Source organism: Roseivirga seohaensis subsp. aquiponti, from assembly GCF_001267955.1.
GTDB lineage: Bacteria > Bacteroidota > Bacteroidia > Cytophagales > Cyclobacteriaceae > Roseivirga > Roseivirga seohaensis.
Genome location: NZ_JSVA01000012.1, coordinates 92,850 through 113,016 on the forward strand (window position 1 = coordinate 92,850; position 20,167 = coordinate 113,016).

The 20,167-nt window shown below is 40.6% G+C and carries 20 protein-coding genes; 14 read left to right on the forward strand and 6 right to left on the reverse strand.

Annotation, left to right across the window (positions count from 1 at the left end; translation table 11 throughout):
• Window positions 1-34 precede the first annotated feature (34 nt).
• The gene (hemE, locus tag OB69_RS12030; RefSeq protein WP_053223988.1) at window positions 35-1,075 is read right to left on the reverse strand and encodes a uroporphyrinogen decarboxylase; all 1,041 of its coding nucleotides are present in this window, start codon (window positions 1,073-1,075) and stop codon (window positions 35-37) included.
• Window positions 1,076-1,229: 154 nt separating this feature from the next.
• Here hemE and sdaAA point away from each other — a divergent pair, with 154 nt between their 5' ends.
• Window positions 1,230-2,135, forward strand: coding sequence for an L-serine ammonia-lyase, iron-sulfur-dependent, subunit alpha (sdaAA, locus tag OB69_RS12035; protein WP_053223989.1), 906 nt, complete (start codon window positions 1,230-1,232; stop codon window positions 2,133-2,135).
• Between the two features lie 162 nt (window positions 2,136-2,297).
• Here the strand turns inward: sdaAA and OB69_RS12040 are convergent, their stop codons facing one another.
• The 3 genes from OB69_RS12040 to upp are packed head-to-tail and all read right to left on the reverse strand — an operon-like array spanning window position 2,298 to window position 4,336.
• The gene (locus OB69_RS12040; RefSeq protein ID WP_053223990.1) at window positions 2,298-2,750 is read right to left on the reverse strand and encodes a hypothetical protein; all 453 of its coding nucleotides are present in this window, start codon (window positions 2,748-2,750) and stop codon (window positions 2,298-2,300) included.
• Window positions 2,750-3,691 carry a calcium/sodium antiporter gene (locus OB69_RS12045; protein ID WP_053223991.1) on the reverse strand — a complete coding sequence of 314 codons (942 nt, stop codon included), beginning with the start codon at window positions 3,689-3,691 and terminating at the stop codon, window positions 2,750-2,752. Before OB69_RS12045 ends, OB69_RS12040 begins: the two co-directional genes overlap by 1 nt.
• 3 nt (window positions 3,692-3,694) lie before the next feature.
• Window positions 3,695-4,336 carry a uracil phosphoribosyltransferase gene (gene upp / locus OB69_RS12050; protein ID WP_053223992.1) on the reverse strand — a complete coding sequence of 214 codons (642 nt, stop codon included), beginning with the start codon at window positions 4,334-4,336 and terminating at the stop codon, window positions 3,695-3,697.
• A 131-nt stretch (window positions 4,337-4,467) separates the two neighbouring features.
• Between upp and OB69_RS12055 the strand changes: the two genes are divergently transcribed.
• The 9 genes from OB69_RS12055 to OB69_RS12095 all read left to right on the forward strand — a co-directional run bounded on the left by OB69_RS12055 (window position 4,468) and on the right by OB69_RS12095 (window position 12,959).
• Window positions 4,468-5,382, forward strand: a complete 915-nt coding sequence (locus tag OB69_RS12055) for a M20/M25/M40 family metallo-hydrolase (RefSeq protein WP_053223993.1) — start codon at window positions 4,468-4,470, stop codon at window positions 5,380-5,382.
• 29 nt (window positions 5,383-5,411) lie between these two features.
• Window positions 5,412-5,951 (forward strand): hypoxanthine phosphoribosyltransferase, encoded by a 540-nt coding sequence (hpt, locus tag OB69_RS12060; RefSeq protein WP_053224010.1) that lies wholly within the window; start codon window positions 5,412-5,414, stop codon window positions 5,949-5,951.
• Between the two features lie 45 nt (window positions 5,952-5,996).
• Window positions 5,997-6,575, forward strand: coding sequence for an adenylate kinase (locus tag OB69_RS12065; protein ID WP_053223994.1), 579 nt, complete (start codon window positions 5,997-5,999; stop codon window positions 6,573-6,575).
• Between the two features lie 131 nt (window positions 6,576-6,706).
• Window positions 6,707-7,708, forward strand: coding sequence for a GTPase ObgE (obgE, locus tag OB69_RS12070; protein WP_053223995.1), 1,002 nt, complete (start codon window positions 6,707-6,709; stop codon window positions 7,706-7,708).
• A 109-nt stretch (window positions 7,709-7,817) separates the two neighbouring features.
• Window positions 7,818-8,450 (forward strand): nucleotide exchange factor GrpE, encoded by a 633-nt coding sequence (locus OB69_RS12075; RefSeq protein ID WP_245620812.1) that lies wholly within the window; start codon window positions 7,818-7,820, stop codon window positions 8,448-8,450.
• 1 nt (window position 8,451) lies between these two features.
• A complete protein-coding gene (gene dnaJ, locus OB69_RS12080; protein ID WP_053223996.1) occupies window positions 8,452-9,573 on the forward strand; it encodes a molecular chaperone DnaJ in 1,122 nt (373 codons plus the stop codon).
• Between the two features lie 124 nt (window positions 9,574-9,697).
• Entirely contained in the window at window positions 9,698-10,588 is an 891-nt protein-coding gene (locus OB69_RS12085; RefSeq protein ID WP_053223997.1) for a hypothetical protein, read from the forward strand.
• A gap of 149 nt (window positions 10,589-10,737) precedes the next feature.
• Window positions 10,738-11,652, forward strand: coding sequence for an ABC transporter ATP-binding protein (locus tag OB69_RS12090; RefSeq protein ID WP_053223998.1), 915 nt, complete (start codon window positions 10,738-10,740; stop codon window positions 11,650-11,652).
• On the forward strand, window positions 11,649-12,959 hold the full coding sequence (locus tag OB69_RS12095; protein ID WP_053223999.1) for an ABC transporter permease: 1,311 nt from the start codon (window positions 11,649-11,651) through the stop codon (window positions 12,957-12,959). The genes OB69_RS12090 and OB69_RS12095 overlap by 4 nt, the downstream gene beginning before the upstream one ends.
• Before the next feature lie 263 nt (window positions 12,960-13,222).
• Here OB69_RS12095 and OB69_RS12100 read toward each other — a convergent pair whose 3' ends face one another.
• Window positions 13,223-13,951 carry a pentapeptide repeat-containing protein gene (locus OB69_RS12100; protein WP_053224000.1) on the reverse strand — a complete coding sequence of 243 codons (729 nt, stop codon included), beginning with the start codon at window positions 13,949-13,951 and terminating at the stop codon, window positions 13,223-13,225.
• Between the two features lie 483 nt (window positions 13,952-14,434).
• Here OB69_RS12100 and OB69_RS12105 point away from each other — a divergent pair, with 483 nt between their 5' ends.
• Together OB69_RS12105 and trhA are read left to right on the forward strand one after the other, a co-directional pair.
• Complete coding sequence (locus OB69_RS12105; protein ID WP_053224001.1) at window positions 14,435-15,253, forward strand: ion transporter; 819 nt, start codon at window positions 14,435-14,437, stop codon at window positions 15,251-15,253.
• The gene (gene trhA, locus OB69_RS12110; RefSeq protein WP_053224002.1) at window positions 15,243-15,902 is read left to right on the forward strand and encodes a PAQR family membrane homeostasis protein TrhA; all 660 of its coding nucleotides are present in this window, start codon (window positions 15,243-15,245) and stop codon (window positions 15,900-15,902) included. Before OB69_RS12105 ends, trhA begins: the two co-directional genes overlap by 11 nt.
• Here trhA and OB69_RS12115 read toward each other — a convergent pair.
• Window positions 15,899-16,441: a 2'-5' RNA ligase family protein gene (locus OB69_RS12115; RefSeq protein ID WP_053224003.1), complete on the reverse strand. Its 543-nt coding sequence runs from the start codon at window positions 16,439-16,441 to the stop codon at window positions 15,899-15,901. The two genes, trhA and OB69_RS12115, sit on opposite strands and share 4 nt — an antisense overlap.
• Window positions 16,442-16,595: 154 nt before the next feature.
• Here OB69_RS12115 and OB69_RS12120 point away from each other — a divergent pair, with 154 nt between their 5' ends.
• Together OB69_RS12120 and OB69_RS12125 are read left to right on the forward strand one after the other, a co-directional pair.
• Window positions 16,596-17,093, forward strand: a complete 498-nt coding sequence (locus tag OB69_RS12120) for a hypothetical protein (RefSeq protein ID WP_053224004.1) — start codon at window positions 16,596-16,598, stop codon at window positions 17,091-17,093.
• Window positions 17,094-17,248: 155 nt separating this feature from the next.
• A complete protein-coding gene (locus OB69_RS12125) occupies window positions 17,249-19,783 on the forward strand; it encodes a M14 family metallopeptidase (RefSeq protein WP_053224005.1) in 2,535 nt (844 codons plus the stop codon).
• The last annotated feature ends 384 nt before the right edge of the window (window positions 19,784-20,167 follow it).

The window sequence follows — 20,167 nt, forward strand, 5'->3', positions numbered from 1 at the left end:
GTACCTTGTTCCTGATGAGAAAAAAATGAGGAAATTAATTCCTCATTCCCATGCTATATTCCTTCACTGTATTCACAAACACCTTCACCTTCTCAGGATCGATATCAGGGTAAACACCGTGACCTAAATTGGCAATATGACGGTCTGGCCCAAAAGCATCAAGCATCTTTTTGGTAGCTGCCTCTACTTCGGTATTAGAGCCATAAAGCGCACATGGATCAAGATTTCCTTGCAAAGTTTTATTTGGCCCAACTAGCTCACGACTTTCTTTAATGTCCATGTTCCAGTCCAGCCCGATGGTTTCGCAATCTAAAGTAGCCATAGATTTTCTAGCAAAATAAGCTCCTTTGGCAAAAACAGTTACGGGCACTTCGGTAATGGCCGAACAAATCTGACGAATGTATTTCATCGAGAATTGTTCGTATTGATCTGCCGGCAAAATACCTGCCCACGAATCGAATACTTGAACAATATTGGCGCCTGCTTCAATTTGAGCTTTCAAGTAAGTAATGGTGCTGTCGGTAATCATCTGCATCAGCTTTTCGGCCAAAGCAGGTTGAGTGTACAGCATTTTTCGGGCGTTGGAGAAGGTCTTACTTCCGTGGCCTTCTACCATATAGCAGAAAATAGTCCATGGTGCTCCTGCAAAGCCAATCAAAGGCACACGCCCAGCCAGTTCTCTTTTGGTTACTTTAATGGCATCAATAACATAACCCAAATCAGAAGAAGAATCGGCAATTCTGATGTTTTTTAAGTCTGCCTCAGACTTTATGGTGTTCGGAAACCAAGGCCCTTTCTTTTCGATCATTTCGTAAGGCAAGCCCATGGCTTCTGGAATCACGAGAATATCTGAGAAAATAATGGCCGCATCTACTCCCAAAATATCTACAGGTTGAATAGTTACCTCGGCAGCCAAGTCTGGATTTTTCACCAACTCAATAAATCCGCTCAGGCTATTTCTAACCGCACGATATTCAGGTAAAATTCTGCCTGCCTGGCGCATTAACCATACTGGAGTTCTTTCAGTCTTTTCGCCTCTGGCCGCACGTAAAATCAGATCGTTCTTCAATTCCATGCCGCAAAGATAGGAATTGTTCGTTCTAAACCCTTTCTCAAAACAATGAATAGTACTATCTGTTTTCCCTTTATCTTAAGGGACATAGGCTTTCTCAATTTGCTTGCAATCCTTTCCCTTAATTCCCTTAGCTTTGTGTAAAAGGTATACAGTTATGAGCTTTCTTTTCGATGATTTTAAAGGTTGGAAGTCCTATTGTGAGGCAAATGATATGAAGCTTTTTGAACCCGTAATTGAATACGAGGTGCAGCAAAAGCAACGCAATGAAGAATTCATTTGGGCCAGCTTAGAGAATGCCTATACCGTAATGAAGGAGGCAGTTCAAACAGGTCTCACCGAAGACATGACTTCTCGCTCTGGCATGATCAACAACGGAGCAAAGAAAGTGTACAACCACCCGGTAACTGTATTGAGTAAGGAATTTCAAGTTTTAATTTCTCGTGCACTGGCTGCTAAGGAAGTGAACTCATGCATGGGTCGCGTTGTGGCTGCTCCAACTGCAGGTGCTTCGGGAATTATCCCAGGAGTGCTAGTTACTTTTCAAGAATTACACGATGTACCAGACCGTAAGATTCATGAAGGGCTTTTGGTAAGTGCAGGTATTGCCTTGATTATGGAAAAACGCGCTTCAATTGCGGGCGCAGTAGGTGGTTGCCAAGCCGAAACGGGTAGCGCAGCAGCAATGGCTTCTGGTGCTATTGTGTATTGTTTAGGCGGCTCAATCGACCAAGTTTTTAATGCAGTGGCCATTACCATTCAGTGTATGCTAGGTTTGATTTGTGATCCTGTTGCAGGTTTGGTTGAAGTGCCTTGCGTGGTACGAAATGCAAGTGCAGCCGCTATTGCCAATAGTTCGGCACAAATAGCGCTGGCAAATGTAAGCGCAGTAATTCCGGTAGACGAATGTGTTGAAGCCATGGGCGAAGTAGGTCAAAGCATGGAAACCCGCTATAAAGAAACTGCCTTGGGTGGATTAGCCGCTACACTCACGGGTCAAGCCATTTCAAAAAAAGTATTGATTCAAGACATTGAAATGTTACCTGATGAGGGAGAGGAGTAAGGAATTTCTTCTATTTAATGTGGTCTGACCTTCACTACCGACCGATTACTCGATGGACTACTTTTAGGTCGGCACCGAAGGTCAGACCTGTATATCAATCTTATGCCTCACCTCGCCAGCGAGGGGGATAGTTATCTCAAGAATGCTTCCTAGTATTCAGTACTACCTCGAATTAATCAAACCCAAATCTATCAGCCAATCCACTGAGAATGTCCAGACAATAGACCAAAACAGACCAAAAATAAACATGTAAAAAAATACCTGTTTGCGAGGAGCACCCACAGTTGAAACCAAAAGAGAACCACCCACAGGAGATAGGATTAGAGGGGTAAGAAAGCAGGTGCCAATAATGCCATACTTCGTCCAAATTCTTACCATTCTGCGGCTTTGAGGCGAAAATTTACCTTTCTTTCTAATGAAAATAGGGAGCACATTCTTTTTTATTTTCTCTCCTAAAAAAGAAAATAAGACTACACTGGTCATTAGTCCAGCCATGGTAATAATGATAATCTCTAAGGGGCTCATGCCAGCAGCCGGCCCTAATAAAGGAGGAAGAATTGACTTGAGGCAAGCCAACAAATAAATGCCAAGGTAAGTAAGAAACTTCTCTAACATTACTTCAATAAGAAAAACACATAGACTAGATATGAGCCAATCAGAATAATTCCAGAAGGCGTTCCTAGTCTTTTACGGAAGACCATCAAAGGAAGGATAAGTATTGTAATACCGATCATCCAAGGGAAATCGGTATGGAGCATGTCCATGTTTACCGAAAGGGGCTTTATAATGCTTGTAATCCCTATAATGGAAAGTACATTGAAAATATTGGAACCCAATAAATTTCCTAAGGCAAGATCGGTTTCTCCTTTTCGGGCCGCAATTACAGAAGTGAAAAGTTCGGGTAAACTTGTGCCCAAGGCCAATACTGTCAGTCCGATAATGCGCTGCGAAACCCCTAAATCTACGGCAATTTCTTCAGCACCTCCAATAAACCAATCAGCTCCAAAATAGAGGCAAACAATGCCCAAACTCACCTGAAAAATATCTTTAACAATTCCCCATTTTTCTAGCTTGTCTGGCTCTTCAACATCAAGTTTGATCTGTTCTTTGCGCGTAGTATACAGCAATGAACCTAAATAAATCACCAATAGAATCACTAGAATTGTGCCTTCTAAATTAGAAATCATGCCGTTGTAAGCGAAAATATAGAGGAGCACTGATGAGCCTAATGTTACAGGCCAATCTCTTCTTGCGCTATCTTTTTTTATGGGAATAAACCCAAAAAGAGCGGCTGTTCCTAGCACTAAAGCCAAGTTGGAAATGTTGGAGCCGATTACATTGCCCAAAGCAAAATCAGGTGCACCTTTCAAGGCTGAATTCAAGCTGACAAGTAACTCTGGTGCCGAGGTACCAAAAGCAACTACGGTAAGGCCAACCACCAAGCTGCTCACGTTAAAACGCAAGGCCAATTTTGACGCTCCTTTTACAAGCACCTCACCACCAACAATTAGGGTAGCCAAACCCAAAACAAGAATTAGAATCGTACTCAATAGCATGAATTAAAGTTTTGACCCGAATGAAAGATCACCCGCATCGCCCAAACCGGGCACTATGTATGATTTATCGTTTAACTTTTCATCTACCGCCCATATCCATAACTCATGGTCGACCTCGATGTTCCGTTTTAGGTATTCAATACCCTCTGGTGCGGCAATTACTGAAGCCAAATAAATACCGGCTGGTTTGCCGTTTTTAAGAATTTGATTCAGACTGGCTACCAGCGATTTGCCAGTTGCCAACATTGGGTCTATTAAAATCAATGTTTTTCCCTCTAAGTTTGGTGCAGCTGAATACTCCAACGCTACTTCAATATTTTCGGTTTCTTCTTTTCGCCATGCCCCAATAAAGCCAACTTCCGAATGGTCAAATACATCTAAGAAACCATTCATAAAGGGCACCGCAGCCCGTAAAATAGACACCAATACAATTGAGTCGCTAATGGTTTGTTCAGCAGTAATGGCCAGCGGGGTTTGAATTTTTTGTTTTTCAAAATGAAGTGTTTTCGAAATTTCATAGGCCATCAAAGTTCCCAGTCGCTGCAAGTTTGTTCTGAAGCGCAACCGGTCGTTTTGCACCTCAACATTCCTGAGTTCGGCCAAATAAGTATTGGCAATGCTGTTTATTGTATTGAGTACTCTCATTCAATTTCAAATTCGCTGCAAATTTAATGGAAACATTCGCTCATTCAGACAATATCGGTTGAAAGGTGAATTTGCCTGACAATGCTAGGCTATCACAAAAGACCAACTTAATTTTGGCCAAATTCTCACTTATGGATTTCAAACTGCTTAAAACCCTTTGCCAAATTCATGCGCCTTCTGGAAACGAAGTTGCCATGAAAGAGTTCATCTTAAATTACGTGGAGGTCAATGCTTCTAAATGGAAGACCAAACCTGAAGTGATTTTTGGAGATAAATTCCAAGACTGCGTCATGCTCAAATTCGGTACACCTCGAACTGCCATTTTTGCCCACATGGACAGCATTGGTTTTACAGTGCGCTATAACGATCAGTTAGTGGCCATTGGAGGGCCCAAAGCAGAAACTGGCTATAAGTTGGTGGGAGAAGATTCAATGGGGCCTATTGAGTGCGAATTGCTTGAAGACGATGGAAACCTTTATTACAAGTTTCCAAGAGGTATTGATCGAGGAACAGAGCTAGTTTTTAAGTGCGATTTCCGCGAAGATGATGAATACATTCAGTCTTGTTATATGGACAACCGTTTGGGGGTGTTCAATGCATTAAAAGTAGCTGAAACCTTAGAAGACGGAGTAATTGCTTTTGGTTGTTGGGAAGAGCACGGAGGAGGAGCAGTGCCCTATTTGGCCAAACACATGTATGAACAGTGGGGAGTGAAACAAGCTTTGATCTCAGATATTACTTGGGTAACCGAAGGCGTTCCGCATGGAGAAGGGGTAGCCATTTCAATGCGCGACAGAAATATTCCGCGCAGAAGCTATATTCAAAAAATCATCAAAATTGCCGAGGAATCAGGCATTGACTTTCAACTTGAAGTAGAAGGTGCTGGCTCTAGCGATGGTCGCGAACTTCAGCTTTCGCCTTATCCGTTTGATTGGTGTTTTGTTGGCGCACCCGAAGATCATGTGCACAGCCCCGATGAAAAAGTACACAAGCACGACATCGACTGCATGATTGCTTTGTACAAAGTGCTGATGGAGCGGTTGTAATTATTAACTTGCGCCAAAATTTATTACCTGTGAATACAATCAAAGTTCGAGAGAAGGAGTTTGAGGTTTACTTAGACGAAACCAAAATTCAACAGCGCATAGCGGAAATAGGCGAAGAGATAAATGAGGAGTACGCTAATAAAAATCCATTGTTTATTGGCATTTTGAATGGCTCATTTATGTTCGCCAGCGACTTGATGAAGGCCGTAAATGTGCCTTCAGAAATAGCTTTCATCCGAATGGCATCCTACAAAGGAATGGAGAGCACTGGGAGTGTAAAACAAGTGCTCGGATTACAAGAAAACGTATTTGGAAGGCACCTTATTCTCATTGAAGACATTGTAGATTCAGGCCTTACTATGGAACAAGTAATTAAATTTTTTCAGGAAAGAGGGCCGAAATCTATAAGAGTAGCTACACTACTCTTAAAGCCCGAAAAGCTTGAAAAAGACCTAAAACTCGACTATGTAGGGTTTGAGATCCCTGAAAAATTTGTGGTTGGTTACGGCCTAGATTACAACGGCCATGGCCGAAATCTCAAAGATATTTATCAATTGAAGGAAGCCTAAAAATTTCCTTCACTATATTTGAACCCTCAAAATCTAATTCTGTAAATGGTTAATATAGTTTTATTCGGCCCTCCAGGAGCGGGGAAAGGTACACAAAGCGAAAACATCATTAAAAAGTACGGGCTGAAACACATTTCCACAGGAGATTTATTCAGAAAGCATTTAGGAGAAGGCACCGAGTTGGGCAAAAAGGCACAAGGCTTTATGGACAACGGAAAACTTGTTCCAGACGAAGTAGTGATTGGAATGGTGGGTGAAACAGTGAAGGAATTTCAAACAGCACCTGGTTTTATTTTCGATGGCTTCCCCAGAACTGTAGCCCAAGCAGAGGCTTTAGATGAACTTTTAGCTAAATATGATACTTCCATTTCTTGCATGGTGATGCTCGAAGTGCCGGTTGAAGAACTGAAAAAGCGTTTGTTGGAAAGAGGCAAAACCTCTGGCCGAGCAGACGATCAAAATGAAGAAAAAATTAACGTTAGAATTCAGGAGTACAATAATAAAACGGTTCCCGTTGCTGAGTTTTACGCCAAACAAAATAAAATCTGCAGGGTTAATGGAGTGGGTACTATCGACTCAATTTTCGCTCAGATAGAAAAGGCAATAGATGGGCATTACGCTTAATATTGCTTGAAAAAATTAGTAATTTGAAGATGGTCACTTTCGGGTTGATCATCTTTTTTATTTTCATAAAGCCCTTTTTAATCTGCGGGTTAGGGGGCGTTCTTAATTCGAACAAAAGTTAAATACGTATTATGGCCAGTTCCAATTTTATCGATCACGTCCGACTTTATTGCCGATCGGGCAATGGAGGCGCAGGCGCTGTACACATGCGTAGAGAAAAACACGTACCCAAAGGTGGTCCCGATGGCGGTGATGGCGGTCGTGGTGGGCATATCATCCTTCGCGGAAGCTCAAACCTTTGGACATTGCTTCACCTTCGATATCAGAAACACGTTTTCGCTCAAAATGGCGAAGGTGGATCAGGACATGGCAGTACTGGTGCCGATGGGAAAGACATTATACTGGAAGTGCCTTTAGGTACCGTAGCACGCAATGCCGAAACCAATGAAATTGTTTGTGAAATTACCGAGCACAACGAAGAAATTATACTTGCCAAAGGCGGAAGAGGGGGCTTAGGAAATCAACATTTCAACACTTCTACCAATCAAACACCAAGGTATGCACAACCTGGAGAGCCTGGGATTGATACTATTTTTGTGCTCGAACTTAAGCTTTTGGCCGATGTAGGCTTAGTAGGTTTTCCAAATGCGGGTAAATCAACTTTGCTTTCAGTGCTTTCGGCTGCCAAGCCAGAAATTGCGGATTACCCATTCACTACCCTTGTTCCTAATTTGGGCGTGGTGTCTTATCGCGACCACCGTTCTTTTGTAATGGCCGATATTCCTGGAATTATTGAAGGGGCAGCAGAAGGAAAAGGGTTAGGATTAAGGTTTTTACGTCATATTGAGCGCAATTCATTGTTGCTATTTTTAGTGCCTGCCGATGCCGATGATGTAGCCAAAGAATATGAAATCCTTTTAGGGGAACTCACAAAATACAATCCTGAACTGCTAGATAAAGAGCGAATTCTAGCAATTTCTAAAACCGATATGTTAGATGAGCAAATGATTGAAGAGATGAAGGAAATGTTGCCTAAAACACTGCCTACATTATTTATTTCATCAGTGGCTAATATTGGGCTGCAAGAACTGAAAGACTTACTTTGGTCAAAACTGAATCCCGCTAAACCTTAGCAGGGGAACTGCCATTTACCTTCTTTCTTTTTACATCTTATGTCAGAATGACACAAAACTACGCTTGGCAATATAATTGTAGCCGAGCGTCTGTTTTTAAGGAGGTAAAATGGCGAGAATTAAGAAAATGTTTTCGGCATTTTTAAAAACTGATAGAGAATCGATGAAGAAGAAAAACAAAGCGCAAGAGAACGAGGAAGTGGTAAAGGATAACCTTACTGCTGAAGAGACAGAAGCTAATGAGGCTGCTGAAGCGCAGAACGAAGAAATAGAAGAGCCTGTTGAGTTAACTGCTGAAGAAAAGTTGACCATTGAGGTAGCAGAAGCAAAAGACAAATACCTAAGGTTGTATTCTGAGTTCGAGAACTTCAGAAGAAGAAACGCTAAAGAAAGAATAGATTTGATTAAAACAGCCTCGCAAGACTTAATGGCTGATTTAATCCCTACCATAGATGATTTTGAAAGGGCTCAACAAGCCAATCAAAAGCAAGAAGATGTAGAAGTGATGAAAGAAGGCTTTGATTTAATTCATAAAAAGCTTTTGAAAACACTTGAGGCAAAGGGACTTAAATTAATGAATACGGAAAAAGGAACGGCTTTCGATGCAGACTTGCACGAGGCAGTTACGCAGTTTCCGGTTGAAGAAGAAGAGTTAAAAGGTAAGATTATAGATACCGTTGAAAAGGGCTATTTCTTAGGTGAAAAAGTAGTTCGTTTCGCAAAGGTGGTGATAGGAGCATAAGATGGCAAAAAGAGACTACTACGACATATTAGGGGTAAGTAAAACAGCAACAGACGATGAGCTAAAAAAGGCTTATCGTAAAATGGCTATTAAATATCACCCTGATAAAAACCCAGACGATCCTCAAGCAGAAGATAAGTTCAAAGAAGCTGCCGAAGCTTATGAAGTATTGAGCAACGCAGACAAGCGTGCACAATACGATCGTTTCGGACATGATGGCATGCGTGCTGGTGCAGGCGGCCATGGTGGCGGAATGAATATGGATGACATCTTCTCGCAATTCGGAGACATCTTTGGAGGTGGAGGCGGTAGTCCGTTCGAAAGCTTTTTTGGAGGCGGGGGCGGAGGCCGAAGTCGTCAACGAAAAGGATCGAATTTGCGCATAAAGCTTAAGCTTACATTAAATGAAATTGCCGAGGGCGTAGAGAAGAAAATAAAAGTTAACCGTTTGGTGAATGCTAGCGGAGTTACTTTCAAAACCTGTTCTACTTGCGGTGGCTCTGGCCAGCAAAAGAAAGTGGTCAATACCATGTTGGGGCAAATGGTTTCGGCCAGTACTTGTTCTACATGCCACGGTAGCGGTAAAATTATCGATCAGCGCCCTCCTGGTGTTGATAGCACTGGTTTGGAAATGAAGGAAGAAATTATTCCTATTAAAATACCAGCAGGTGTAGCCGAAGGAATGCAGCTTTCAATGTCGGGTAAAGGTAATATGGCGCCAGGTGGCGGCATTGCTGGCGACTTATTGATTGTAATCGAAGAAAAAGAGCATGAAGAACTAAAGAGAGACGGCAATAATGTGTTGTACGATCTCTATATCAGCTTTACAGAAGCAGCCTTAGGTACGAGTATAGAAGTGCCAACCATTGATGGTAAAGTGCGCATTAAGATTGATCCTGGAACCCAAAGCGGAAAGATTCTTCGCTTAAGAGGAAAAGGAATTAAAGACCTTAATGGCTATGGAAAAGGAGATCAGCTGATTCATTTAAATGTTTGGACCCCGAAAAAATTAACATCGGAAGAGCGTGCAATGCTTGAGAAGTTGAGTACTTCAGACAACATGAGACCTAAACCAGAAAAGGGTGAAAAAGGCTTTTTTGAAAAGGTGAAAGAGTTTTTCTAGACAGATTTAAAATTCAGGATTATATTTGAGGAGTCGGTGTAAACCAACTCCTTTTTTATTTGTGTCGAATATCAGTAATATTTTTGTTTTGCAACCCTATTTCCTACAACTCGTATTCAAGTCCATGTATAGGGTAATATTGCTGGCAATTGTAAGTATTGGAATTGCAGACATGGTTGTGTGGGGACAAACAAAAACCCATTTTGCAGTGCAGGAAGATGCTTCCTGTGAAAAAATCAATTTTTATCTCAAAGCCAGTTCTGGCACTTGTGAAATTCGAACAAGAAATGGCGACACACCCATTAGTATTATGGGCTTGTGTGAGGAAGAGTATGTAACTCCTGAATTTGGTCAACAGATGGAAGGAAACGTACTCAATGCTTGGTTAAACTTGAACGACAGCGGAAAAGAAGGCTTCACTAGCAAACTGACAAAGATTTTTGGAAGAAAATCCACAGATACTAAAAACTACTGGAACATTTATCTGTCTCATTTCAAGCCTTATAATCTCGACCTGAACTACGGAGTAGGCAAGGCGTATATAGACTTGTCGAATATTGCAGTGGAGAATATGAAAATTACTTCGGGCAATGCGCATGTCAAAGTAGGCTACCATTCTAAAATGGAAAATCTAATTGAAATGGACACCTTTATGGTGAACGTGGATTTAGGTGATGTGGAAATTGACAGGTTGAATATGGCAAGGGCCAAAACGGTTATTGCCGAAGTAGGCTTTGGTACTCTGACCATGAATTTTGGAGAAAGTCCTGAGCTAGCGAGTGAAATTTGGGCGCGTGTTGGCGCTGGAAGCCTCACCATTAATCTTCCCTTAGAAGAAATACCCATGATGATCCGCATTAAAGATACGTCCTTCAGGAAGCTAAAAATGCCTAGCAACTTTGTGTCTATTGGCGATAACGTTTATGTGAACCCTTCCTACAAAGAGGATTCTCCAAACCTGCTCACATTCAATATAGACCTTTCTATGGGCAACGTGATTTTTGCCAAAAACTAAAAGGCCGGAGCCTCAAAAATCCACAAATCGACAACATCTTCCGCTCAGCAGGTTCTTGACTATATTTAGGATTTCAATTTTAATCTTGTGTTACTTTTAAAGGTGCTTAGTACCGATTAACTTTAAAGTATTCACAAAATCACAAAACCTTGAATATACTCGAAGCCAATCACATTTCGAAAAGCTATGCCGAGCATAGAGCTTTGAACGATGTGAGCATAAGCATTCCCAAGCAGTCTATTTTTGGCCTATTAGGGCCAAACGGGGCAGGGAAAACCACACTCATCAGAATCATCAATCAAATCATTATGGCCGATGAAGGCGAAGTACTCATAAATGGGGAAAAGCTAAATCCACGTCATGTAGAAATTATTGGTTATTTGCCCGAAGAGCGAGGTCTGTATAAGAAAATGAAAGTAGGCGAACAGCTTATGTATTTGGCACAGCTGAAAGGCATGTCGAAGACTGAGGCTAAAGCCAAAATCAAAAAATGGCTTGAAAAACTTAGTCTAACCGAGTGGGCGGGTCAGAAAGTAGAAGACCTTTCAAAAGGGATGGCGCAGAAAATTCAGTTTATCGCTACGGTAATCCACGAACCACAGTTGCTTATTCTAGATGAGCCGTTCTCTGGTTTCGATCCAGTAAACGCCAATTTGATCAAAGACGAAATTCTTGAATTGAGAGATAAAGGGGCAACCATTATTTTTTCTACCCACAGAATGGAATCTGTAGAGCAGCTTTGTGAGCACATTGCCATGATCAATAAGTCGGAGAAAATTTTGGATGGTACTAAAAAGGAAATCAAGAATTCTTTCCGATCAGATAAATACAAAGTAGAGTACAAGGGAGATTTCTCTGGTTTAGGTGCCGAATATGAATTGCTGGACACCAAGCATTTGGAAGACGGTTATTATGAAGCGATTATTCAATCGAAAAACGGGCATAACCCGAATCACCTTCTCAGTCAGTTAATTGCTAAAACCGAAGTGCATTCGTTTGTAGAAGTCATTCCTTCAGTGAATGATATATTTATTTCAATTGTGGAAGGAGGGAACAAAAGATGAAACAGATATTTTTAGTACTCAAAAGAGAATATTCTACCAGGGTAAAGAAGAAGTCATTTTTACTGGCCACCATTCTTATTCCCCTGATTTTCCCAGCTGTTATTTTCGGGATTGTTTATTTAGGAACAAGTGATGGTGACTCTTCAAAAGAGGTGTATGTGCTCGATGAAAGCGGTTATTTCCAAGATTCATTCAGCAACGCTGGTTACACCTATACTTACCTTACCAGCAATTTAGAAGATGCAAAAGCCAAACTTCAAGAAGATGATGTCTACGGGTTAATTCATATTCCAGAAATTGACCTTGACGATGCTTCTAAAACGCGTTATAGTGAGTTTTCTTTTTACTCTGAAACCAACCCTGGTAATCAGGCCATGAAAAATTTCGAGTCTGAAATTAAGAGAGAACTTGAAGCGGTAAAGCTGGATAGATCGGGTTTAGACCCAGCAGTGATTAATTCACTCAAAGTAAGTGTCAGTTTGAATTCTTTCAATTTATCTGAGTCTGGAGAAGCCAAAGAGAGCAATACAAACCTGAGTTCAGCAGTAGGTTATGTTTTCGGCTTTTTGATTTACATGTTCATTTTCATCTACGGTAGCCAGATTATGCAGTCCGTGCTTGATGAGAAAACCAGTAGAATTGTAGAGGTAATTGTATCTTCTGTGCGTCCTTTCCAACTGATGATGGGGAAAGTATTGGGCGTTGGAGCTGTCGGTGTTACCCAACTTCTTATCTGGATTGTATTGATGTTTACACTTTTCTCCGTGGGGATTACTGCGCTTGGAGGCGGAATGGAAACCATGGCAGGTCAGATGCCTGCTGAGGTGGATATGACCCAAAACCAAGAAATTGCCGCCAATATTCAGGGAATGCTCGATACCATTCCTGTGGCGCAAATTGTAGTTTCATTCTTGTTTTACTTCTTAGGGGCTTATTTTCTATATGGAGCGCTTTACGCTGCCATCGGCTCTGCGGTAGATAGTATCCAAGATGCTCAGCAGTTTATGTTGCCTATTATGTTGCCTATCATTGTAGGAATTGTGTCATTGACATTTGTACTGCAAGATCCACATAGCCCAATGGCGGTTACCCTGTCCATGATTCCATTTACATCGCCCATTGTAATGATGGCCCGATTGCCATTTGGAGTACCAACATGGCAGCTATTGCTTTCTATGGTGCTTTTGGTATTAGGCTTTATTGGCACCATATGGATGGCCGGAAGAATCTATCGCGTAGGGATATTAATGTACGGAGCAAAAGTGAATTGGAAGACCATCGCCAAGTGGTTTACTATGAAAGTATAACTGAAAAATATATCAATATTAGAGGCCGTCTTCAGTAGCAACTGAGGTGGCCTTTTTGTTTTCGCTTAAGGCTCTTTCGGAAGAACCCTACACAAGCTAATGATTCTATACTCTCAGGAATTAATGGGTTTAAGGAGAAGGATTTTTGGGGATTCTCAATAGAAAGAGAAAACTGATATGCTAGAAAGCTAGTGCGAGGCGGCTAATGAAACAAAAAAGGCAACCCATGAGCTGCCTTTTTGTGCGCTCTAAATTATGACCAATTAGTTGTCGAGCATATTTTTTGAGAATTTACGACCGTTAATGTCGGTGTATTTAGAGTCGATATCCCAACGCACATATAGATTGTTGATGTCGAAATCGCCTCTTACTTTGGTGTATTTAATGTCCAATGATCTTTCAAAACGAGCCGAAGAAAGGTTGACCCCATCTCTGAATTTTGTGTATTTGAAAATGGCATTTTCATCAAAGCTGGTGTTAGAAAAATCTGCTAATCTAGAAAATTCAGCATATTTAAAAGTGGATTCATCTTTGAAAGTAGAACCTGCAAATGAAGCTTCTCGCTCAAATTCTGAATACTTGAACATGGCGTCACGTTCAAATTTGCAGTTTTTGAAAACTACATTTTCTTCAAAATCAGCTGTAAAAGTATATTCCGATCTGTCATCGTGAAAGTAAGCGATTACATCATTTTCGAAAACTACATTTTCGAAAGTGATTTTACTTTTGATCAATTCATTAACGGTGTTGTCTCCGCCATTTCTCCACCAGCTTCTTCTGCGGGGCAAATCGGGCGCTTTTTCATCCATATAAGTGAAATCCAGCGTTCCAGTAACGGTTATATTAGAATACTTAATGTCTTCCCCGTTTTTCATTGCTTTCATAATATCCGAAGCCTTCACCGTAGATTGTGCTTGGGCATTGAATGAAAATAATGAGACCAGAAGGAAAGTGAAAAAGGTGAGTTTGAGTGTGATTTGTTGTGTTTTCATGTTGTTTTAAGTTTTGACCTTTTAGTATAGACTGATAAACCAAGAATAGGTTACAGTACTTTTAACAGATGCGAAAATGGAGCGAGGGGTTGCATGGGGTAAATGCTAAGTTCATTTTATCAAAATGCTTAGATTTGAGATAGGGTTATTTGACACTACTACCAGTATGATCTAATTAGTCACGTTAATCCAACGGACTCTTTCAAGCCAATTTTCAATCGAAACTATATAAAAACAAAGAGTGGCCGATACTCAATTCACCTACGAATGACGATTGATCGAGAGATTCAGTCTGTCAGTCCTAAATGACGACTCTCCACTTCTTTTATTACACTCAATTTAAAGTGTAGTTAGGCTGGGTGTGCTTAAAATACTCTCTCTCTCTCTCTTAATAACATTACTTTTTGTGTAATGCTATTTCAGGACGACACATAATAACTGATGCCGAATATTTGAATCTACAAATAATTATTACTTTTGAGTATGACCAAAAGTATTCGGCAACGACTCTATATCATAATTTTTGAAGCAGATACTCCCGCTGGAAAAGCCTTTGATGTGGCCTTACTTTGGGCCATCGTAATCAGTGTTTTAGCTGTAATATTAGAAAGCGTAAAATCGCTTAACGAGCATTATGGTCAGTTTTTTAAAATAGTAGAGTGGGTACTCACCATAGGTTTCTCTATTGAGTTTATACTACGCTTGTACGTTTCTGAAACCCCCAAAAAGTACGCTTTTAGTTTTTACGGAATTATTGATTTACTGGCAGTATTACCGGCTTATATCAGCTTGGTTTTTACAGGAACTCAATACCTACTTATTATTCGTGCATTAAGATTGCTGAGGGTGTTCAGAATTTTAAAACTAGGCCGCTTTGTGGGTGAAGGCGAGCAATTGGCCAGGGCTTTAAAGGCCAGTAGGCATAAAATTACAGTGTTTTTAGGTTCGGTACTTACGGTAGTAATGATTACCGGAACGGCCATGTATATGATTGAAGGAGGCGAAAACGGCTTTACCAGTATTCCAGTTAGTATGTATTGGGCCATTGTAACACTTACTACAGTAGGCTATGGCGATATTGCCCCGCAAACTGTAATTGGTCAGTCATTGGCTTCGTTTATTATGATTATGGGTTATGCAATTATAGCCGTACCTACAGGTATTGTAACAGCAGAACTGACCAAAGACAACGCTGAAAGAAAAAAAGTAAAGTGCCCGAATTGCCATCAATCGGGGCATGAAGCAATTGCGCACTACTGCAAATTTTGTGGCACTGCGTTAATACTTCCAGATGAAAAATAAGCAAAAATTAGAAGCATACTCTGCCGAAGAAGAATTGGCTAACGCATGGACGCACGGAATTGGGGCCGTTTTAGCGATTGTTGGGACGGTAGTCTTATTATTGAACACCCCAGCAAATGCTACTGAAAAACAAGTTGGCTTCTTAGTGTTTGGCCTAAGCATGGTTTTACTTTATGTTGCTTCAACGGCTTATCACAGCGTTAAATCCCAACAGCGAAAATCATTATATAAGAAACTAGACCACATTGCCATTTACTTTCTCATTGCTGGTACTTTTACCCCTTTTTGCTGGGTGGTGCTTCGCGAAGAGGCCTTGGGGGTGAATGTGCTAATCGCTGTGTGGGCAATTGCTTTTGCAGGCACCATTTTCAAGATTTTCTTTACTGGAAAGCTCGAAGTGCTTTCTCTCATTTCTTATTTGGGAATGGGCTGGTTGGGCTTCACGCTATTCTCGCGTTTGTCAGAGTTGATTTCTACAGAAGCTGTAAACCTGATGCTTTATGGCGGATTGTGCTACACGGGGGGCGTGGTTTTTTACCTAATGCGTAAACTGAAATACCATCATGCCATTTGGCACATTTTCGTTATGGGCGGAACCGCATTTCATTTTGCAGCAGTCTATTTGTTCGTGCTTCCCTTCGGGAATTAATTTTCAGCCTTGAAAACAAATTCATGAAACGGATGCCACTGCTTGCCGTCATGTTTTAATAGCCAAAAAGAATTGACTTCGATTTCGCCCTCAAAGCTTTTGTGCTCAAATTCGGGCCAAGCTTTATAAAAACCTTCCTTCTTTAAATCTCGAAAAGCCACGGTTATGTGCGGATGAAACCCTCGATTGTGGGTAGGGTTAAAAAGCTTCATCTCACGCCAAGTAAAGCGGGTAAGTTGCTCTTGAAATGCACTTAATTCGGCACAAGTTTTATTTTTAATGAAAACAGCTTTCGGGGGGAAAGCTCCAAAACCATCCAGTTCAATTTTAAATGAATTTACATTAGTTGTCTGTGCAAGTAAATCAATCAGTTGAGCTTCTTTTTTTGCTTTCCATAAAAAAGGCATGTGTAATGTAAGGTGCGCTGGCGACCGCAATGCCCCCTTACTTCCATAAGCTTCCACAAAATACTGTTTGACTTTCATGATTTCAGAAGCCAAAGGTTCGGTGGGAAGAATAGCGATGAAGTAGCGGTTCACAGTTGTGGGTTTAGTATTCAAAATTAGGTTTACTTTTTTTGAACAAGAGTCTTTGGGCGTAATAATTCTTTCTTAAAAAAGGAGAGGTGTCAAAGTACAGTTTTAAGGTTTATGGCATAACCTTTGGTAACGACTGCTTAAATTTGAACCCTTTATGCAAGCACCAAAATATTTTTTAGCCATACTACTTTCTTTTACCTTTTTAATGGGTTGTAAAAACGATGATGACTCCCCAAAAATTAAGTTCTCAGCAGAACAACTAAAAATGGTATATGGCGACTCTCAAAAGTCATGGAGAGTGACTGCTCATTATGATAATTATGCCTATACTCAATTTAGTGCTTTTAATGATTGTTATAAGGATGACATCTATACTTTTAAGGCAGAAACCGAAGAGGTAGAGGTTACATTAGGCAGTTTGGGCTGTTATTGGGCGTCCCCAGATGAACAGGTAGCCACGGTTTCTTACTTCTATGTTGAAGATGAAGGACGGTTTTACCTAGAACATGGAAGGGGTGAGGGGAGTGGAGTTCATTTTGCATCTAAATTCTTTATTCTTGAATTAGAAGAAATAAGCGAAACACGTTTGTTATTTGCCGCTGGCGAAAAAGGAAGGTATTCAAAGGCTCTAATTTTAGAAACTGTTAATTGAGAATTGACTTAGAATATGGTCAAGCAATAAGAGAAACCAACCTTAATTATGAGTTATAGGAAGGGGATTCCTCAACTTTGATTTAACCAATCAGGAAAATCAAGTTTGGCAAGAAATTAATTAGCCGTAAATTCCTCGCTGTTAACTCTACATTTATGAAAAGAACACTCCTCTGCCTGTGCCTTTTGGCATTCACACTTTTTCAAACCCAAGCGCAATCGCTTAAAAGCCCTGATGAATTTTTGGGCTACAAATTGGGTACACGATTTACACCTAATTATAAAGTGGTAGACTACTATGAGTATGTTACAAATCAACTGAGCAATGCAAAAATTCATCAGTACGGCCAAACCAATGAGCTGCGTCCTTTGGTTGCCGCAATTGTATCGTCTCAAGAAAATATCGATAACTGGGAAACCATTCGTACCGATAACCTGAAAAGAGCAAAACTGATGGAAGGTGAGCCTTCTGGGAAGAAAATCGGGATTGTATGGTTAAGTTATAACGTGCATGGCAACGAAGCGAACTCTACAGAAACGGCCATGAAAACGCTTTATGAAATTGCAAGGCCAGACAATACAACCTCAAGAGAATGGTTGAAGAACACAGTCATAATTTTCGACCCTTGCGTCAACCCTGATGGTCGCGATCGCTACTCTAACTGGATCAATCAGGTAGCAGGAACTACGCCCAATCCAAATCCAGAGGCTGCCGAACACAACGAGCCTTGGCCAGGAGGAAGAGCAAACCATTATTTGTTTGATTTGAACAGAGACTGGGCTTGGCAAACACAAGTAGAATCTCAGCAGCGTATGAAATTCTACAATACTATAATGCCGCATATTCATGTGGATTTTCATGAGCAGGGTAGCAATAGCCCTTATTATTTCGCGCCAGCTGCAGAGCCAGTTCACGATCAGGTAACGCAATGGCAAAGAGATTTTCAAGACATTATTGGTAAAAACCACGCCAAGTATTTTGACGAAAACGGTTGGTTATTCTTTACTAAAGAAAGCTTCGATATGCTGTACCCAAGTTATGGTGACTCTTATCCGATGTTCAACGGAGCTATTGGAATGACTTATGAGCAAGGGAGCAGCGATTTGGCCATTCTTACAGATGAGGGCGACACCTTGAAACTAGAAGATGCAATTGCGCACCACTATACTACTGGAATGTCTACGGTAGAAACGGCTTCTAAATACAGCGAAAAAATGGTGGATGAGTTTGCTAACTTCTTTAATAAATCAGTAAACAACCCTAAAGCCAAGTATAAAACTTATATCGTAAGAGGAACGAACCACCCAGACAAACTTAAAAAGTTGACTGATTTTTTAGATAGCCAGCAAATTGTTTATGGCATTGGTTCTTCTAGCAAGGCAGTGTCTTCATTTAATTACCTAACAGGTAAAACGGAGAATGCTGGTGTTCAGAATGGTGATATCTTGATTAGTGCTTTTCAACCTAAAGCAGTTTTGGTTCAGGCATTTTTCGAACCAAATACTTTTGCCAGTACTTCCGATACCTATGACATTACCGCTTGGGCTGTGCCATACATGATGGGATTAGACGCCTATGCTACTGAAACCAAAATGGACGTAAAGCCAGCTAAGTACTCTAAACCACAAGGTCAGGTAAACGTAGGCAGCAAACCAGCCGCTTATTTATTGAAGTGGGAGACTTTAGAGGATGCTAAGTTCTTAGGGCATTTACTTAAAAACGACATTAAATTAAGATTTGCAGAAGAGCCGTTTTCAGTAGCAGGCAACTCTTATGCAACTGGAACGCTAATCATTACCAGAAAAGGAAACATGCACATGGGCAGTAAGTTTGACGACATTGTGAAAAACGCTGCAAAGACTTACGACAGAAATCTTACTTCTACCCCAACTACTTTTGTGGAAACGGGTAAAGATTTTGGTTCGAATGGAGTGAAATTTTTGGATGCGCCTAAAATCTTGGTATTAAGAGGAGATGGTGTTTCTTCACTTGGTTTTGGTGAGTTTTGGTATTTTATGGAACAAGAGTTGAACTACCCAATCACTATGGTAGATGTAAACGACTTCGGGCGTATTAACCTCGACAACTACAATACTTTGGTATTGCCAAGTGGTTCTTACGGAAGTGCTTTGGGCGGTAGCCGAATGGATGATGTGAAAAGTTGGGTACGTGGAGGAGGAAAGATCATCGCTATCGAACGTTCAATAAACACTTTTGCAGGAAAAGATGGTTTCAGCTTAAAAAATTATGCCAGCGATTCTGACCAGAAAGAAGCCAATAAGAAAACAGATGAAGAAAAGGAAAAAGAGGCATTAACACCTTATGCCGATAGAGGTGATCTTTTCGCAAGCTCTCGTTTGCCGGGCGCAATTTTTAAATTGAAAGTGGACAATACTCATCCACTTGCTTTCGGATATCCTGATTACTACTTCACCTTAAAAAACAACAGCAGCCGTTATGCTTACTTAGCTGGTGGGGGTAATGTTGGAATTATTGAAGGAGTTGACTCTTACGTAAGCGGAGTAGCTGGAGATAAGGCCAAAGAAAGACTAGCCAAATCTGTAGTCTTCGGTGTTGAAAGCTATGGTAGAGGTTCTATAGTTTACATGGCCGATAACCCACTTTTCCGTGCCTTCTGGCAAAACGGAAAGCTGTTCGTTGCCAACTCAATTTTCTTTGTAGGGCAGTAACCTATTGACTTATATTTAGAAAGCCCCATAACTCAATTGAGTTATGGGGCTTTCTAATTTTTAATTGGTATTGTTATGTTTTTTTTCCTTTGAAATAAAAATGTAGATTTTTCTTTGATGTTTTTTCGTCTTTTAATTTAAGGTTATTTTTTGATCCCCAGTGGTTTACAGACTAGTGTGTTATTCATAGTATAAGCATGAGCTCTGGTGGTTCTCCAATAAAATAATCGAACTGAAATTAATAATATTTCGAATTAATAATATGTTGCTTTGCTTATCTGGTTAAGACAGGAAAGTCAAAAATCAGCTTACAGAGACTCAATTTATTTCGTATATGTGCTATTTGTTATTTTCATTCGAAGATGACCGTGATTTTATTATTCA

Excerpts from the sequence above, each read along its gene's own strand:
- hemE (WP_053223988.1), bottom strand. The coding sequence starts at position 1,075 with ATGGAATTGAAGAACGATCTGATTTTACGTGCGGCCAGAGGCGAAAAG.
- sdaAA (WP_053223989.1), top strand. The coding sequence starts at position 1,230 with ATGAGCTTTCTTTTCGATGATTTTAAAGGTTGGAAGTCCTATTGTGAG.
- OB69_RS12040 (WP_053223990.1), bottom strand. The coding sequence starts at position 2,750 with ATGTTAGAGAAGTTTCTTACTTACCTTGGCATTTATTTGTTGGCTTGC.
- OB69_RS12045 (WP_053223991.1), bottom strand. The coding sequence starts at position 3,691 with ATGCTATTGAGTACGATTCTAATTCTTGTTTTGGGTTTGGCTACCCTA.
- upp (WP_053223992.1), bottom strand. The coding sequence starts at position 4,336 with ATGAGAGTACTCAATACAATAAACAGCATTGCCAATACTTATTTGGCC.
- OB69_RS12055 (WP_053223993.1), top strand. The coding sequence starts at position 4,468 with ATGGATTTCAAACTGCTTAAAACCCTTTGCCAAATTCATGCGCCTTCT.
- OB69_RS12065 (WP_053223994.1), top strand. The coding sequence starts at position 5,997 with ATGGTTAATATAGTTTTATTCGGCCCTCCAGGAGCGGGGAAAGGTACA.
- obgE (WP_053223995.1), top strand. The coding sequence starts at position 6,707 with ATGGCCAGTTCCAATTTTATCGATCACGTCCGACTTTATTGCCGATCG.
- OB69_RS12075 (WP_245620812.1), top strand. The coding sequence starts at position 7,818 with ATGGCGAGAATTAAGAAAATGTTTTCGGCATTTTTAAAAACTGATAGA.
- dnaJ (WP_053223996.1), top strand. The coding sequence starts at position 8,452 with ATGGCAAAAAGAGACTACTACGACATATTAGGGGTAAGTAAAACAGCA.
- OB69_RS12085 (WP_053223997.1), top strand. The coding sequence starts at position 9,698 with ATGTATAGGGTAATATTGCTGGCAATTGTAAGTATTGGAATTGCAGAC.
- OB69_RS12095 (WP_053223999.1), top strand. The coding sequence starts at position 11,649 with ATGAAACAGATATTTTTAGTACTCAAAAGAGAATATTCTACCAGGGTA.
- OB69_RS12100 (WP_053224000.1), bottom strand. The coding sequence starts at position 13,951 with ATGAAAACACAACAAATCACACTCAAACTCACCTTTTTCACTTTCCTT.
- OB69_RS12105 (WP_053224001.1), top strand. The coding sequence starts at position 14,435 with ATGACCAAAAGTATTCGGCAACGACTCTATATCATAATTTTTGAAGCA.
- trhA (WP_053224002.1), top strand. The coding sequence starts at position 15,243 with ATGAAAAATAAGCAAAAATTAGAAGCATACTCTGCCGAAGAAGAATTG.
- OB69_RS12120 (WP_053224004.1), top strand. The coding sequence starts at position 16,596 with ATGCAAGCACCAAAATATTTTTTAGCCATACTACTTTCTTTTACCTTT.
- OB69_RS12125 (WP_053224005.1), top strand. The coding sequence starts at position 17,249 with ATGAAAAGAACACTCCTCTGCCTGTGCCTTTTGGCATTCACACTTTTT.